This window comes from Pseudomonas parasichuanensis, assembly GCF_021601385.1.
Lineage (GTDB): Bacteria > Pseudomonadota > Gammaproteobacteria > Pseudomonadales > Pseudomonadaceae > Aquipseudomonas > Aquipseudomonas parasichuanensis.
Genome location: NZ_BQHO01000049.1, coordinates 1 through 15,510, shown reverse-complemented (window position 1 = coordinate 15,510; position 15,510 = coordinate 1). Strand labels below are relative to the sequence as shown.

Below are 15,510 nucleotides of genomic sequence, written 5' to 3'. Positions count from 1 at the left end.
CTCAGGGCAGGTAGTCGCGCAGCGCGTCCTGCACGCAGGCCGATTCGAGCATCGAGCTGCTGCGCAGGAAGCGCAGGATGTTGCCCAGCAGCGGGTGCTGGTGGTTGATCGGGTAGGCCAGGCCCCGTGCCTCCTCGCGCAGGGCCTCGCGCACCGCCTCGTCCACCGGCAGCGCGGCGATCAGGGCGAAGTCGAAGGCCTGCTGGATGTCGTTGGTCAGGTACTGGCCGAGGAACACCGGCAGTACCTTGGCGATCGCCTGCCGCTCGGCCTCTGGCGCGGCCTGCCAGTAGATCCGCGTGAGGCGGGCCCAGAAGCTCGAATGGCGGCCTTCGTCGAGCAGGTGGTCGGCCATCAGCCCTTTCACCGACGGCTTGACCGAATCATCCCGGGCAAACGCTGCCACATCGTCGGTCAGGGTATTTTCGGCGATACCCACGCACACCAGCTCCAGCGCGTCGCGCAGGGCTTCGGGCACCTGAGCCAGCGCCGCCGGGATCGCCCGGCTGAGCTCGATCTCCTGGGGCAGGGCGATCGGTTCGATGCCGGTCAGGGCGATGGTCTGTTGCAGGAAGTCCATGGCCACCAGGGCGTGGTAGTCCTCGTCGACCACCACGGTCATCGCGTCGTAGCGGCAGGCAAACGGGAAGCGCACGGCGAAGCGGTCCTTGGCGATGCGCCGGGCGGTGCGGTCGACGATCTCGGTCTCGAAGATCACCACGTCATTGATGAACTTGTAGAGGCTCTGCACCAGCACGAAGTCGCGCAGCTGCGGGCACTCGCGCTGGAAAGTGGCGCCCAGTACCAGCGGCTGGCGGCTCAGCGGGTAGATCAGGCGCTGGTCGTCCTCCACCTGGCGCCGGGGCCGGGTGCGGATGGTCGCGCGCGCCTCCCAGGCATCGGCGAAGGAGCGGTAGTCCAGGGCGTTCATGGGCTGACCTCGGCGACCGGCGCTTGCAGCGCGGCACGCAGGCGGTCCCACAAGGCCGTGCGGCTGTCCACGGCGGCGATGGCGGCCGAATACACCTCTTGCTGGCGCACCGGGTCTTGCTCGACCAGACGCGCCAGCAACTGCTCGGCGGCGGGGCCGTGGTCCTCGGAGTCGACTTCGATATGGCGCTGCAGGTAGTAACGGAAGGTCGGGGCCTGCTCGCTGCCAATACCCCACTCGTCGAGGATCTGCTGGAACATGGTCGGGATGACGCTTTCCCGGCCGTGCAGGAAGGCTGCGGCGACACGGTGGGCGGGTGCATGCAGCGCCACTTCGAGGGTATCGCGGACGAAACGCTGCGCAGCGTCGCTGGCCTCAGAGCGCGGCAGGGCGCTGAGGGCATCGACGCCTTGTTGCTGCAGGCTGATGAAGCGCTCGATGGCCTGGGTATTGGCGCCCACCTCGCGCATGGCGTCCAGGTACAGCTCGAAATGGCTGTAGTGGCCGTGGTCGAGGCGATCGTCCGATTCTTCACCCAGCACGATCTCGTTGATCAGCCGCGCGGCGGCCGGGTCGGCAGGCGGTAGCCAGGGCAGGCTGACGCAGGTCAGCTCCTGTTGCAGGCGCTTGGTCAGCGACATGAAGTCCCATACCGCGAAGACATGGGTTTCCATGAACCGTCGCAAGGTGGCCAGCGAGTCGATTTCGGAAAACAGCGGGTGTTGCGAAAGTGCATGTTTCTTATGGTCGAGGGTGCGCTTCAATGTGCTCATGGCGGATCCGTTAGTTGTAGGTTTAAGTGTGGCAAGTTGTCGGCGCTCACGTTATTTCGGGCGAACAAGTGCCCCGAATAAAGTTTCGCTGCAGATCAATATTTCAAGGCCGCAAAGTCTGTTGCTGGCGGCTGTTCACGGCGTGCCCCGGGCTGCTGCACGGGGCGAGAGAAAAGTTAAAGCAATGGCAAAGTTCACTGCAATTGTTTTTTTAATTATTTTAAAGTTTGATAAATCGCAAGTTGAGCGCGCGCGTTAAAACTTATTTAAAAGTTTTAATTAGGCAATAAGCGCTCCTTCCGATCATTAATGATCAGAAAAACAAGCAAGGAGTGAATGCTTCACTCGGAGCACTGATGAGCGGGTGTCGAGGGTGTTGAACTGTTCAGGGGCGGCTGATCGTGCTGCGGTCCTGGCCCCGGTGGCAGGCTCCTTCTGCGGGTGGAAGTGGGTGCAGGCGGCCAGGTCCGCTTGAAGATCAACGGCCGTTGCAGTGTGTAGAGTGTGCCCAAATGGATGGCTCCGCCATGGTCTGCGATGGACCGGGCAGTGCAGGTGCCGTGATCACGGGCGTGAAAAGCAGGTGGGTCAGGCGAAACAGAGAAGCCCAAGGTGGGCATCGAGGAGCCTGACCAGGCGTTGGTCGCCTGGCCGACTGTGGGCCGGCAGCTCGACAAGCTCGAGCTCCTGGCGGGCAAGGCGCTGCCAGCCAAGCATGGCGGCCAGCGTGCCGGGGGGATAGAACGCGGTCACCGGCACCTGGAGGTGCTCGGCTTGGCCACCGTCGGTGGCTACAGGGCTGACACAGCTGGAAACAAACAAGCGACGGGATTGCCCTGGGTTGCTGCGCTGGGCCAGGTAGATCAAGGCCAGCGCCAGGTGTGCGGCTTCATCCTGGGCAAAAACAGCGTGGGGGTGAGCCAGGAAGGGTTGCAGTCGGCTGGCCAGGGTGCGGGCGAGCAAAGTGTGGGGCTGTGGGGCGTCGAGGCCATCGGCGTGCTCAGTGGCGCTGATGTCGACGGCGACCAGTTCTATGGGGTCGCGCAAGGCTCGGGACCAGCTGCGGTACTGGATAAGCTGCTGGCGATTGCTGGCCAGGCAGATCAGCCGAATGCCGGGCAGTTGCGCGGGAGGCCTTGCCTGTGGAGTGTGCTCGTGCACGGGCGTTCCTCTTGCCGGGCACCTGCCGCGGGATCAGCCGGCAGTTTGGCTGTCGAGGTATTTCCTGATGGTCCGGGAGGCATTGTTCAGGTGTGCTTCCAGCAGCCTGACGGCTTCGTCCACCAACTTGTCGCTGGCGGCATCGGTCAGGGCGATGTGATCGTCCTGGGTGAGCTTGCCCAGCCCCATGGAGGACAGGTGGAAGCGCAGGAAGCGTTCTTCCTCGTTGAGCTCGATTTCAATCAGGCGCAGCAGCTTCTGGTTACCCGCCTTGCTGTACAGCGACATGTGGAACAGCCGGTTGAGGCGACCGATCTCGGCATGGCGGGTTTCGTTTTCCAGTTGCTGGATGTAACCCCGGGCCAGGGCAATGTCGTCGGCGTCGAGCAACGGGATCGACTGGCGCAGGGCCTCGGTCTCGAGGATGACGCGCAAGGCGTAGGTGTCCACGGCGTCTTCGCCGATCAGCGGTGCGACCACCGCGCCCTTGTGCATCACCACTTGCAGCAGCGACTGCGCCTCGAGCTGGCGCAAGGCTTCGCGGACCGGCATGCGGCTGACGCCGAACAACGAGGCCAGCTCCTGTTGGCGCAAGGCGGTGCCGGGGGGCAGGCGGCCATCGAGGATGGCGCTGCGCAGGCGTTCTTCGATCACGCTGCGGGCCAGGTGCGCGGGGACTTGCTCGCTGCCCAGTACGGTGCTCAGGAGTTTGGGTTTCTCAGCCACGCGGGGTTTGCCTCGGCAACATGAAGATTGGATCCAATAACCCTAGTGAGCGAGGGGTGCGCTTGTCAAACGGATTGATCGGGGCCGCGACGAAGCACGGGTACGAAACGTAGCTATCGTGAAGCAAGACGCCAGCCTTGGGAAGCCGGTCAAGTGCACCGCCCCTTGTAACAAGAGGGTTTGCCGACCGTTGGCAGCATGATCGCACGGTGCCATTGTCTTTTGTCTCTTCTGCCCGCACCATCGCGGCTTTCGATTGATCTGAACGGGTGTTCGCAGTGGCGATACCTTGGACCATCCATGCGACCGCGCGCCGCCTCGGGCTAGCCTTGCTGCTGGGCTGCCTGTTGTTGGGCGGCACGCAGGCAGACTGGGATTTCTCTCAGATCAGCCGTCGGGCCCAGGCGCTCTATGGCCCGCTGGGCGCGGGCCAGGGGCGCATCGATGCCTGGCAGAACCTGTTGGCGACGCAAAAGCAGGGCAGCGAGCTGGACCAGCTGAAGGTGGTCAACCTGTTCTTCAACAAGCAGTTGCGTTACGTCGAGGACATCGACCTGTGGCACGAGGTCGACTACTGGGCCACGCCGGTCCAGTCGTTGATCAAGGGCGCGGGCGATTGCGAGGACTACGCCATCGCCAAGTATTTCAGCCTGCGACGCATGGGCATCCCCGCCGAAAAACTGCGCATCACCTACGTCAAGGCCTTGCGCCAGAACCGCGCGCACATGGTCCTGACCTATTATTCAAGCCCACAGGCCCAGCCGCTGGTGCTCGACAGCCTGATGGACGCGATCAAGCCGGCCAGCCAGCGCACCGACCTGCTGCCGGTGTATGCCTTCAACGGCGAAGGCCTGTGGCTGACCGGCGCCGCCGGCAACAAGAAGGTCGGCGACACCAAGCGGCTGTCGCGTTGGCAGGACTTGCTGAAGAAAATGCAGGCCGAAGGATTCCCGGCCGAACCGGTTTACTGAAGGAGCACAGATGTCATTGTTCAAACAATTGCTGCTGGCCATTTGCCTGTTCCTGGTGATCGCCTTCAGCGGCAGCTTCATGGTCAGCCTGGAGAGTTCGCGCAGCCAGTACGTCAACCAGCTGCGCTCCCATGCCCAGGATGCGGCCACGGCGCTGGCGCTGTCGCTGACGCCGAACATCGACGACCCGGCGATGGTCGAGCTGATGGTCAGCTCGATCTTCGACAGTGGCTACTACTCCAGCATCAAGGTCATCGACCTGGACTCCAACGCCGTGTTGGTGGAGCGCCATGCCGAGCCTGACAGCGGCGGGGTGCCGGGCTGGTTCATCCACCTGATTGGCCTGGCGCCGGCCGGCGGCGATGCCATCGTCAGCCGAGGCTGGCAGCAGGCCGCACGGGTCGAGGTGATCAGCCATCCGATGTTCGCCCTGGCCAAGCTCTGGCAGAGCGCGCTGGGCAGCCTGGGCTGGCTGCTGCTGTGCGGTGCGGTGAGCGCGGTGCTCGGGGCGCTGCTGCTGCGTCGCCAGTTGCGCCCGCTGGACTACATGGTCGCGCAGTCCCACGCCATCGCCCGCCGCGAGTTCCTCAGCCTGCCGGAGCTGCCGCGCACGCCCGAGCTGCGCCGGGTGGTGCAGGCGATGAACCAGATGGTCGAGAAGCTCAAGGCGTTGTTCTCCGAGCAGGCCGAGCGCAGCGAAAGGCTGCGCGCCGAGTCTTACCAGGACAGCCTTACGGGGCTGGCCAACCGGCGCTATTTCGAGATGCAGCTCAATGCCCGGATCAGCAACGTGGAAGAAGGGCGTGCCGGCTACCTGCTGCTGCTGCGGGTGCAGGACCTGGTTGGACTCAATGCCCGCCTGGGAGGCCAGCGCACCGACCAGTTGCTGCAGGCGGTAGGCGAGCAGTTGCGCCGTACCTGCGTGAACTTCCCGGAAACCAAGGACCTGATCACCCGCAGCCGTGGTGGCGAGTTCGCCGTGCTGGCCCCAGGCATGGTCCACGACGAAGCAATCCAGCTGGCCCAGGCCCTGGAGGCCACGTTGCAGAGCCTGCACGAAACCGGTGCCAGTGATGTCGACCCGGTGGCCTGCATCGGCCTTGCCCCCTATAGCCCGGGCGATGCGCCGCAGGCGCTGCTCAAGCTGGCCGATGAGGCCTTGGCCCGGGCCGAGAGCCAGCCGGCGCCGGGTTGGGTGTGCCTTGAGCAGGGCGCAGCAGGGCAGGCGGCCGACAGCCACCACGCCTGGCACAAGCGTTTGGATCAGGCGCTGGCCAAAGGGCAGTTCCAGTTGTTCTTCCAGCCTGTGGTGGATGCCCGGGCGCCAGAGCGGGTGCTGCACTACAAGGTCATTTCGCGTTTGCACGACGAGCACGGCGAGGCGCTGGCGGCGGGGCGCTTCTTGCCCTGGCTGGAGCGTTTCGGCTGGATGGCGCGGCTCGACCTGCTGGTGTTGGAGAAGGTGCTCAAACACCTGCACGGGCATGGCGAGTCGCTGGCGCTCAACCTGTCGGCGGCTACCCTGGCCGATCCCAAGGCGCTGCAGCGGGTGTATGAGCTGCTGGGGCAGAACAGTGCACTGGGGCCGCGGCTGACATTCGAGATCGGCGAGGAACAACTGCCTGAGCAGTCGGTGCTGGAGCAACTGACCCGGCGCCTGCGCGGGCTGGGCTATGGCCTGGCGCTGCAGCGCTTCGGTGGGCGGTTCAGCATGATCGGCAACCTGGCCCACCTGGGGCTGGCCTACCTGAAGATCGACGGTGGCTACATCCGCAACATCGACCACGAGCGGCACAAGCGCCTGTTCATCGAAGCGATCCAGCGCGCGGCACACAGCATCGACCTGCCATTGATCGCCGAGCGGGTGGAAACCGAAGGCGAGCTGAAGGTGCTGCGGGAGATGGGGGTACAGGGCATTCAGGGGCAACTGGTAGGCGAGCCGGCGCCCTGGCGTTGAGCGGACCTTGCGGGGGCGGGTAGGCCCGTTCCCACAGCAGCATCAACACGGCAGCGGGCTCAGATGAGCCCGCCGTCCTCGTCTTCCTCGATCAGGTTGTTCAGGCTGCCCAGTGCCTTGCGCGCGGAGGAGCGGTTGAGCAGCTTGGACTGCGCGCCAGGCGGCAGGTCAGTGATGCTGAACACGCCCTTGGCGGTCAGTACCTCGATCAGGTCCTCCAGCACCCGGATCATGTCCAGGTCGCTCTGCTTGAGCTGCTTGAGGCTGTTCTCGACTACGTTGTCGGCGAACCACTCCTGAATCTCGGCGTTGTCGGCCGGAAGGATGTCCGTGTATTCGGCATAGGGTGCTGCTTCTACCCGCAGCAACTGGCCGTCGGCGTCGCGTTGCACGTAGAACATGGCTTCGTCCCTCGTCACGATGAGTCCTTTTTGGTAGTCAGCAGCATAGGCAAAGTTCGCCGGGCGTGTAAGGCCGGCGCACGAGTATGCGCGGTAAGCACTGGCTGGAAAAGCCTGCAGCACGCGCGGTGGCCGTTATCGGCCACCGCGCGTGCTGAGGGTCAGCTGTTGGAGTTGTCGATCTTGATGGTCGGGTCGCCACCGCTGATCAACGAGTTGATCGTGGTGTTGGACCAGTTGACGCCTTCGAGCTTGATGGTCACATCGGCATTGGCCAGGCCACCGGCGGCGTTAAGCTTGCCTTCGGTGCTGACCTGCAGGGTGGACTCACCCCCCACCGTGGTGATCTTCAGGAAGTTGTCGATGGTGCTGGCCTTTTCGCCCTGCAGCAGGTCGCTGAGGTCGAGGCGGTCGCCTTCCTTGACGTTGAAGTCCTTGATCACATCGTTGCCCAGGTCACCGGCCTTCCACACGAAGGTGTCGGCACCGGTACCACCGGTCATGATGTCATCGCCCTTGCCGCCGATCAGGGTGTCGTTGCCGGCACCGCCGAACAGCAGGTCGTTGCCTTCGCCACCCAGCAGCGTGTCGTTGCCGGAACCGCCAAGCAGGATGTCGTTGCCCTTGCCGCCATCGAGGTAGTCGTTGCCACCCTGGCCGAAGATGATGTCATTGCCATCGCCACCCAGCAGGGTGTCGGCGCCGTCGTTGGTGCGCGAGACATCGAACTCGGTGTAGTGCTCGGTGATGTACTTGTGCATCGCCCGCGCATCCACATCGCCCGCATCCACGCCCAGCTTGGTGGCGACGAAGGCCTGGATGGCCTCGACACCGGTGCCGGCAACGCCGTCGAAGCTGACCAGGTCGCCGAAGATGATGTCGTTGCCATCACCGCCGTTGACCGTGTCGTTGCCCGGCAGGGTGGCTTCGGTGTGACCGAGGATGGCCTCGGCCAGCTTGCTCGGGTCGATGTTGGTCTGCGGCACGCCATCGGAGTCGAACGGTTTCAGGTCGTTGACCTTGACGTCGCTGTTCAGGCCAATGGCTTCGACGGCAGAGAGCCCCGACAGCAGCTTGAAGCTGTCGGTCGAGTTGTTCCAGGTGGCATCGCTGGTGCTGCTGCCACTGCCCGCGCGCGAAGACAGCTCGTAGCCACCGACGCCGTCGGCGCGGATGTCACCGGACAGCGTTGTGGTCCAACCGTCCCGTTTGTACGTCTGCACGGTCATCGCGCCGCTGCTGTCGATGGTCAGGTAGTTGCTGTTGTCCAGGTACTTGCTGACCGTGACGCCGGCTTTGTAGTTGATCGAGGCCAGGTAGCTGTCGAAGCTGGTGCCCGTGGTGCCCAGGGTTGGGTTGCCCTGTTCGTTGGCCTGGTAGTAAGTCGGCTTGCCATCGGTGACGAAGAAGGTCTGGTTGCTGCCTGTGCTGCCGGCATCCTTGAGGCCCTGGAACCAGTTGGCGGTGGTTTTGAAGGCATCTTCGTAGTTGGTACCCCCGTTGGAACTGAGGCCGTTCAGCGCCGCCAGCAGCTTCTGCAGGCCGGCATCGTTCAGGGTGACCGACACGGTGCTCTTGACCTGGCTGGCGAAGTCCACCAGCAGGATGTTCACGACACCCGACTGCGCGCCCTTGACGCTGGCGGCCAGGGTCTTGAACACCGACTCCAGCGACTTCTTCGCCGCGTCCACGCCCGACGAGCCCATGCTGCCCGAAGTGTCGACGACGAAGGCGATGTTGTAGTTCTGGCCAGGGACCACATGCAGCCCGTTGACGTCGGCCACGACCACGTCGTTGCCATCGGTGCCGGTGATGTTGTCGCTGTCCGAGGACAGGTTGCTGGTGCTGTAGACCTGCGGGTAGACCGTGACCTTGATGGTGGCATCGTTGGTCGCGGTGCTGCCGCCAACGCTCTCGGTGGAGGTCGAGCTGACCTTCACGTCGAACGAGCCTGCGTAGTAGGCCGGCGGCTTGATGGTCAGGCTGCCGAGGTTCCAACCGGTGACATCCACCGCGCTGCTGCCGACGGTGAAGGTGTGGCCGGCGTTATCGGCGATCACCGAGCCTGTCGGGATACCGCTGAGCTTGACGCTCAGGGTCTCGGAGCCATCGGTGTCGGTCAGGTTGGTGCTGATGCCCACCAGCTTGACCGGTGCGCCGTTCTCGCCGCCTTCGTTGAGCTTGTAGCCGTCGTAGTAGCCCTGGCCGTTGCTGCCGTGCAGGTCGGAGACCGTCACGCCGGCGTTGGCCAGGTCTTTCACGCTCGGGTACATCGGGATGTTGGCGCTGTTGAGGTCGGTGACCGCACCATTGCCCACCTTGATGTTGACGTCCAGGCTGCCGGGGCCGGCCTGGTTGGCGTTGTAGATCTCCAGGGTGTAGTAGCCGCTGGTGGTCGGGGTGAAGCTGCCGGAAATGGCGCCGCTGCCCGAGCCCCAGGTGGCGCCGGCGACGTTCTTGCCGCCGACCACGATCTGCAGGCTGTCGTCCGCGGTGCCGCTGAAGGCGTAGGTCTTGCCGGCTTCCAGGTAGATCAGGCCGGAGGTTTTCGAGCCGGTGCCGGCAGTGACCGTGGCATTGGTGTCGACCGTGGTGACCTGCTCGCTCTTGCCGGCCTTGCCGGAGTTGGCGAACACGTTCTTCAGCGCATCGCCGGTGATGCCGTTGCCGTTGGTGCCCAGGCCGGTGAGGCTGCTCCAGGTTTCCTTGAGCAGGCCGATCGAGTTGACGTTGTTGCTGCCAATCGACAGGTCCGGCTTGTCGGCGACCGGCCTGATGTCGACCTTCATCGTCGCTTCAGTGCCCAGGTTGGTGCCGTCGTTGGGCTTGAACTTGATCTGTGCGTAGTCGGCCTGCTTGTTGCCCACGCCGGTGCCGCCATAGCCGTCGATGCCCGACTGGTTGGCCAGCGGCACGAACTTGAGCTTGCCGGCGGCGATGTCGGCCTGGCTGATGGTCTGGTTCAGCGAAACATCGACCCACGAGGTGCCGTTGAAGAACTTCAGGCTGCCCAGGTCTGGCAGCTTGCTGATGGTCACCGACAGGCCGGTGTTGCCATCGGCATCGGTGACATTGAAGTCGCTCCACTGGAACAGGTAGTCGCTGTCTTCGTTGCCGGTCACGGCGCCACCGGTCGACACCGGCGCATTGTCGTTGTCGAGGATGGTGGTGGTGACGCTGGACTTGCCGGCATCGACCTGCAGGTTCTCGAAGCCGCCGCCCGTGGCGCCGCTGATCTTGACCGTGAAGTTCTCCGAGCCCTCGACCAGTTGGTCGTCGATAGTCTTGATATCGAAGGTGGTGCCGCTGCTGTTGGCCGGGATCTTCACGGTGGCCACACCGGTGAAGTCCTGGCCGTTGGCGGCGGTGCCGCTGTAGGTCAGGGTGATGGTCACCTCGGACTTCGACGGGTTGCTCAGGGTCAGGGTGTAGTGGGCGGTGTCGCCTTCGGTCACTGACGTGTCGCCGCTGATGCCGACGGTGGTCAGGTCGCCCTGGCCACTTGGCTCGTCGGTGACGCTGGTGGTGACGGTGTTGCTGCCCAGGGTCAGCTTCTCGAAGTTGTCGCCACCGGCGACCGATTCGATCTTGTTGACGATGTTCGGCTGGCCACCGGTGTAAGGATCATCCTTGGCGGTGATGGTGAAGGTGCCATTGGCGCTGCCCGCCGGGATACTGACCTTGGTGCCATCGGTCAGGGTGAAGGTCAGGCCGTTGTGGCCGGTGACCGACAGGCCTTGGGCGTTGGTCAGGGTGACGGTGTAGGTGACTTGGCCGCCTTCAGTGACCGTGGTCTTGTCAGCGGTCAGGGTCGCGACCACTTCGTTGATGGTGTCGCTGATCTGCACGGTGGCAGAACCGCCCAGCTCCAGGTTCTCGAAGGTCTTGCCCACCACCGTGGCGTTGCTGATGCCCACGGTCACCGAACCGCCATCCTTGAACACATCGTCGCCTTGCGCCGCGGTCTTGTAGATCGCTTCGGTCTGGCCGGCGACGATGGTCACCTTGGCGCCGTTGGACAGGGTGACAGTCAGGTCCTGATCCAGCTTCTGGCTGACCTTGACGGTGAACGACGGCTGCTGGTCTTCGGTGACGTTGCCATTGCTGACGATGGTCACGGAAACCTTGTCGCCCTGGTTGCCGGTACCGGTGCTGCCACCGCTGCCTGGCTCGTCGGTGACCGAGGTGGTCACGGTGTTGCTGCCCAGCGTCAGTTTCTCGAAGTTGTCGCCACCGGCGACCGATTCGATCTTGTTGACGATGTTCGGCTGGCCACCGGTGTACACATCATCCTTGGCGGTGATGGTGAAGGTGCCGCTGGCGCTGCCGGCTGGGACAGTCACCTTGGTACCGTCGCTAAGGGTGAAGGTCAGGCCGTTGTGGCCGGTGACCGACAAGCCCTGGGCGTTGGTCAGGGTGACGGTGTAGGTGACTTGGCCGCCTTCAGTGACAGTAGTCTTGTCGGCGGTCAGGGTCGCCACGACTTCGCTGATGGTGTCGCTGATCTGCACGGTGGCGCTGCCACCCAGCTCGAGGTTTTCGAAGGTCTTGCCCACGACGGTGGCGTTGCTGATGCCCACCGTCACCGAGCTGCCGTCCTTGAACACGTCGTCGCCTTGCGCCGCGGTCTTGTAGATCGCTTCGGTCTGGCCGGCGACGATGGTCACCTTGGCGCCATTGGACAGGGTGACAGTCAGGTCCTGATCCAGCTTCTGGCTGACCTTGACGGTGAACGACGGCTGCTGGTCTTCGGTGACGTTGCCATTGCTGACGATGGTCACGGAAACCTTGTCGCCCTGGTTGCCGGTACCGGTGCTGCCACCGCTGCCTGGTTCGTCGGTGACCGAGGTGGTGACGGTGTTGCTGCCCAGCGTCAGTTTCTCGAAGTTGTCGCCACCGGCGACCGATTCGATCTTGTTGACGATGTTCGGCTGGCCACCGGTGTACACATCATCCTTGGCGGTGATGGTGAAGGTGCCAGAGGCGCTGCCGGCTGGGACAGTCACCTTGGTACCGTCGCTAAGGGTGAAGGTCAGGCCGTTGTGGCCGGTGACCGACAGACCCTGGGCGTTGGTGAGGGTGACGGTGTAGGTGACCTGGCCACCTTCGCTGACAGTAGTCTTGTCGGCGCTCAGGGTCGCCACGACTTCACTGGTGGTGTCGGTGATCTGCACGGTGGCAGCGCCACCCAGTTCCAGGTTCTCGAAGGTTTTGCCGGCGACGGTCGCGTCGCTGATGCCCACGGTCAGGGAGCCCGGGTCCTTGAACACGTCGTCGCCCTGCGCCGCAGCCTTGTAAATGGCTTCGGTCTGGCCGGCGACAATGGTCACCTTGGCGCCGTTGGACAGGGTGACGGTGAGGTCCTGGTCCAGTTTCTGGCTGACCTTGACGGTGAAGCTTGGCTGCTGGTCTTCGGTGACGTTGCCATTGCTGACGATGGTCACGGAAACCTTGTCGCCCTGGTTGCCAGTACCGGTACCGCCACCGCTGCCTGGTTCGTCGGTGACGCTGGTCAGCACTTCGCCCTGACCCAGGGTCAGTTTTTCGAAGTTGTCCGCGCCGGTGACGCCGGTCAGCTTGTTGGCGATGGTCGCCTGGCCGCCGACGAACACGTCGTCCGGCGCGACGATGCTGGCGGTACCGCTGGCGCTGCCAGCAGGGACGGTGATCTTGGTGCCATCGCTGAGGGTGAAGGTCAGGCCGCTGTGGCCGGTGACCGACAGGCCCTGGGCGTTGGTCAGGGTCACGGTGTAGGTGATCTGGCCGCCTTCGCTGACGGTGGTCTTGTCGGCGGTCAGGGTCGCCACGACCTCGCTGATCGTGTCGCTGATCTGCACGGTGGCGCTGCCACCCAGTTCGAGGTTCTCGAAGGTCTTGCCCACCACCGTGGCATTGCTGATGCCCACGGTCACCGAGCTGCCGTCCTTGAACACGTCGTCGCCTTGCGCCGCGGTCTTGTAGATCGCTTCGGTCTGGCCGGCGACGATGGTCACCTTGGCGCCGTTGGACAGGGTGACAGTCAGGTCCTGGTCGAGCTTCTGGCTGACCTTGACGGTGAAGCTTGGCTGCTGGTCTTCGGTGACGTTGCCATTGCTGACGATGGTCACGGAAACCTTGTCGCCCTGGTTGCCGGTACCGGTGCTGCCGCCGCTGCCTGGCTCGTCGGTGACACTGGTGGTCACGGTGTTGCTGCCCAGGGTCAGCTTCTCGAAGTTGTCGCCACCAGCGACCGATTCGATCTTGTTGACGATGTTCGGCTGGCCACCGGTGTACACATCATCCTTGGCGGTGATGGTGAAGGTGCCGGTCGCGCTGCCGGCTGGCACGGAGACCTTGGTGCCGTCGGTCAGAGTGAAGGTCAGGCCATTGTGGCCAGTGACCGACAGGCCCTGTGCGTTGGTCAGGGTGACGGTGTAGGTGACTTGGCCGCCTTCAGTGACGGTGGTCTTGTCGGCGGTCAGGGTCGCCACGACCTCGCTGGTGGTGTCGCTGATCTGCACGGTGGCAGCGCCGCCCAGTTCGAGGTTTTCGAAGGTCTTGCCCACGACGGTGGCGTTGCTGATGCCCACGGTCAGGGAACCGGCGTCCTTGAACACGTCCTCGCCTTGCGCCGCAGCCTTGTAAATGGCTTCGGTCTGGCCGGCGACGATAGTCACCTTGGCGCCATTGCTGAGGGTAACGGTCAGGTCCTGGTCCAGTTTCTGGCTGACCTTGACGGTGAACGATGGCTGCTGGTCTTCGGTGACGTTGCCATTGCTGACGATGGTCACGGATACCTTGTCGCCCTGGTTGCCAGTGCCGGTGCTGCCGCCGCTGCCTGGTTCGTCGGTGACTGAGGTGGTGACGGTGTTGCTGCCCAGCGTCAGTTTCTCGAAGTTGTCGCCACCGGCGACCGATTCGATCTTGTTGACGATGTTCGGCTGGCCACCGGTGTACACATCATCCTTGGCGGTGATGGTGAAGGTGCCGCTGGCGCTGCCGGCCGGCACCGTGACTTTGGTGCCGTCGGTCAGGGTGAAGGTCAGGCCGTTATGGCCAGTGACCGACAGGCCCTGGGCGTTGGTCAGGGTCACGGTGTAGGTGACCTGGCCGCCTTCGCTGACGGTAGTTTTGTCCGCCGACAGGGTCGCGACGACTTCGCTGGCAGTGTCGGTGATCTGCACGGTGGCAGCGCCGCCCAGTTCGAGGTTTTCGAAGGTCTTGCCGGTCACCGCTGCATCGGTGATGCCCACGGTCAGGGAGCCCGGGTCCTTGAACACGTCGTCGCCTTGCGCCGCGGTCTTGTAGATCGCTTCAGTTTGGCCGGCAACGATAGTCACCTTGGCGCCATTGCTGAGGGTAACGGTCAGATCTTGATCGAGCTTCTGGCTGACTTTGACGGTGAACGATGGCTGCTGGTCTTCGGTGACATTGCCGTTGCTGACGATGGTCACGGATACCTTGTCGCCCTGGTTGCCAGTGCCGGTGCTGCCGCCGCTGCCTGGTTCGTCGGTGACCGAGGTGGTGACGGTGTTGCTGCCCAGCGTCAGTTTCTCGAAGTTGTCGCCACCGACGACCGATTCGATCTTGTTGACGATGTTCGGCTGGCCACCGGTGTACACATCATCCTTGGCGGTGATGGTGAAGGTGCCAGTGGCGCTACCCGCCGGCACCGTGACCTTGGTGCCGTCGGTCAGGGTGAAGGTCAGGCCGTTGTGGCCGGTGACCGACAAGCCCTGGGCGTTGGTCAGGGTGACGGTGTAGGTGACTTGGCCGCCTTCAGTGACAGTAGTCTTGTCGGCGGTCAGGGTCGCCACGACTTCGCTGGCAGTGTCGGTGATCTGCACGGTGGCAGCGCCGCCCAATTCGAGGTTTTCGAAGGTCTTGCCGGTCACCGCTGCATCGGTGATGCCCACGGTCAGGGAGCCCGGGTCCTTGAACACGTCGTCGCCTTGCGCCGCAGCCTTGTAGATCGCTTCGGTCTGGCCGGCGACGATGGTCACCTTGGCGCCGTTGGACAGGGTGACGGTGAGGTCCTGGTCCAGCTTCTGGCTGACTTTGACGGTGAACGACGGCTGCTGGTCTTCGGTGACATTGCCATTGCTAACGATGGTCACGGACACCTTGTCGCCTTCGTTGCCTGCGCCTGGCGTACCGGTGCCCGGTTCGTCGGTGACATTGGTCCGCACTTCGGCCTGACCCATGGTCAGCTTCTCGAAGTTCTCGGCCCCCGTAACATTGACCAGCTTGTTGATGATCGATGCCTGGCCACCGACGTAGACATCGTCTGGAGCTGTGATGGTGAAGGTGCCGCTGGCGCTGCCGGCTGGAACGGTGACTTTGGTGCCGTCGGTCAGGGTGAAAGTCAGGCCGTTGTGGCCAGTGACCGACAGGCCTTGGGCGTTGGTCAGGGTCACGGTGTAGGTGACCTGGCCGCCTTCGCTGACGGTAGTTTTGTCCGCCGACAGGGTCGCGACGACTTCGCTGGTGGTGTCGGTGATCTGTACGGTGGCGTTGCCACCCAGTTCCAGATTCTCGAAGGTCTTGCCAGCGACGGTTGCGTCGCTGACACCCACGGTCAGGCTATCGGCATCTTTGAAGACGTCATCGC

Annotated in this window: 8 protein-coding genes and 1 pseudogene; 3 read left to right on the top strand and 6 right to left on the bottom strand. The window is 63.7% G+C overall.

Annotated elements, in window-relative coordinates:
• Position 1 precedes the first annotated feature (1 nt).
• Entirely contained in the window at positions 2–931 is a 930-nt protein-coding gene (locus L6D77_RS25380) for a diiron oxygenase (RefSeq protein WP_232883398.1), read from the bottom strand.
• Positions 928–1,704 carry a DUF3050 domain-containing protein gene (locus L6D77_RS25375; protein WP_232883397.1) on the bottom strand — a complete coding sequence of 259 codons (777 nt, stop codon included), beginning with the start codon at positions 1,702–1,704 and terminating at the stop codon, positions 928–930. The genes L6D77_RS25380 and L6D77_RS25375 overlap by 4 nt, the downstream gene beginning before the upstream one ends.
• On the opposite strand from L6D77_RS25375, the gene L6D77_RS25370 reads away from it, so the two are divergent.
• The gene (locus L6D77_RS25370; protein ID WP_232883396.1) at positions 1,697–1,963 is read left to right on the top strand and encodes a hypothetical protein; all 267 of its coding nucleotides are present in this window, start codon (positions 1,697–1,699) and stop codon (positions 1,961–1,963) included. The genes L6D77_RS25375 and L6D77_RS25370 overlap by 8 nt on opposite strands.
• A 329-nt stretch (positions 1,964–2,292) precedes the next feature.
• Here L6D77_RS25370 and L6D77_RS25365 read toward each other — a convergent pair whose 3' ends face one another.
• A complete protein-coding gene (locus tag L6D77_RS25365; RefSeq protein WP_232883395.1) occupies positions 2,293–2,865 on the bottom strand; it encodes a hypothetical protein in 573 nt (190 codons plus the stop codon).
• A gap of 33 nt (positions 2,866–2,898) precedes the next feature.
• Positions 2,899–3,591: a GntR family transcriptional regulator gene (locus L6D77_RS25360; protein WP_232883394.1), complete on the bottom strand. Its 693-nt coding sequence runs from the start codon at positions 3,589–3,591 to the stop codon at positions 2,899–2,901.
• Positions 3,592–3,860: 269 nt separating this feature from the next.
• Between L6D77_RS25360 and lapG the strand changes: the two genes are divergently transcribed.
• Both lapG and lapD read left to right on the top strand, forming a co-directional pair.
• Positions 3,861–4,562, top strand: a complete 702-nt coding sequence (lapG, locus tag L6D77_RS25355; protein ID WP_232883393.1) for a cysteine protease LapG — start codon at positions 3,861–3,863, stop codon at positions 4,560–4,562.
• Positions 4,563–4,572: 10 nt separating this feature from the next.
• The gene (lapD, locus tag L6D77_RS25350) at positions 4,573–6,519 is read left to right on the top strand and encodes a cyclic di-GMP receptor LapD (protein WP_236170194.1); all 1,947 of its coding nucleotides are present in this window, start codon (positions 4,573–4,575) and stop codon (positions 6,517–6,519) included.
• Positions 6,520–6,578: 59 nt separating this feature from the next.
• Here the strand turns inward: lapD and L6D77_RS25345 are convergent, their stop codons facing one another.
• Together L6D77_RS25345 and L6D77_RS25340 are read right to left on the bottom strand one after the other, a co-directional pair.
• Entirely contained in the window at positions 6,579–6,920 is a 342-nt protein-coding gene (locus tag L6D77_RS25345; RefSeq protein WP_232883492.1) for a tryptophan synthase subunit beta, read from the bottom strand.
• Positions 6,921–7,081: 161 nt separating this feature from the next.
• A pseudogene (locus L6D77_RS25340) lies at positions 7,082–15,475 on the bottom strand (immunoglobulin-like domain-containing protein); the annotation flags it as partial.
• Positions 15,476–15,510: the final 35 nt, after the last annotated feature.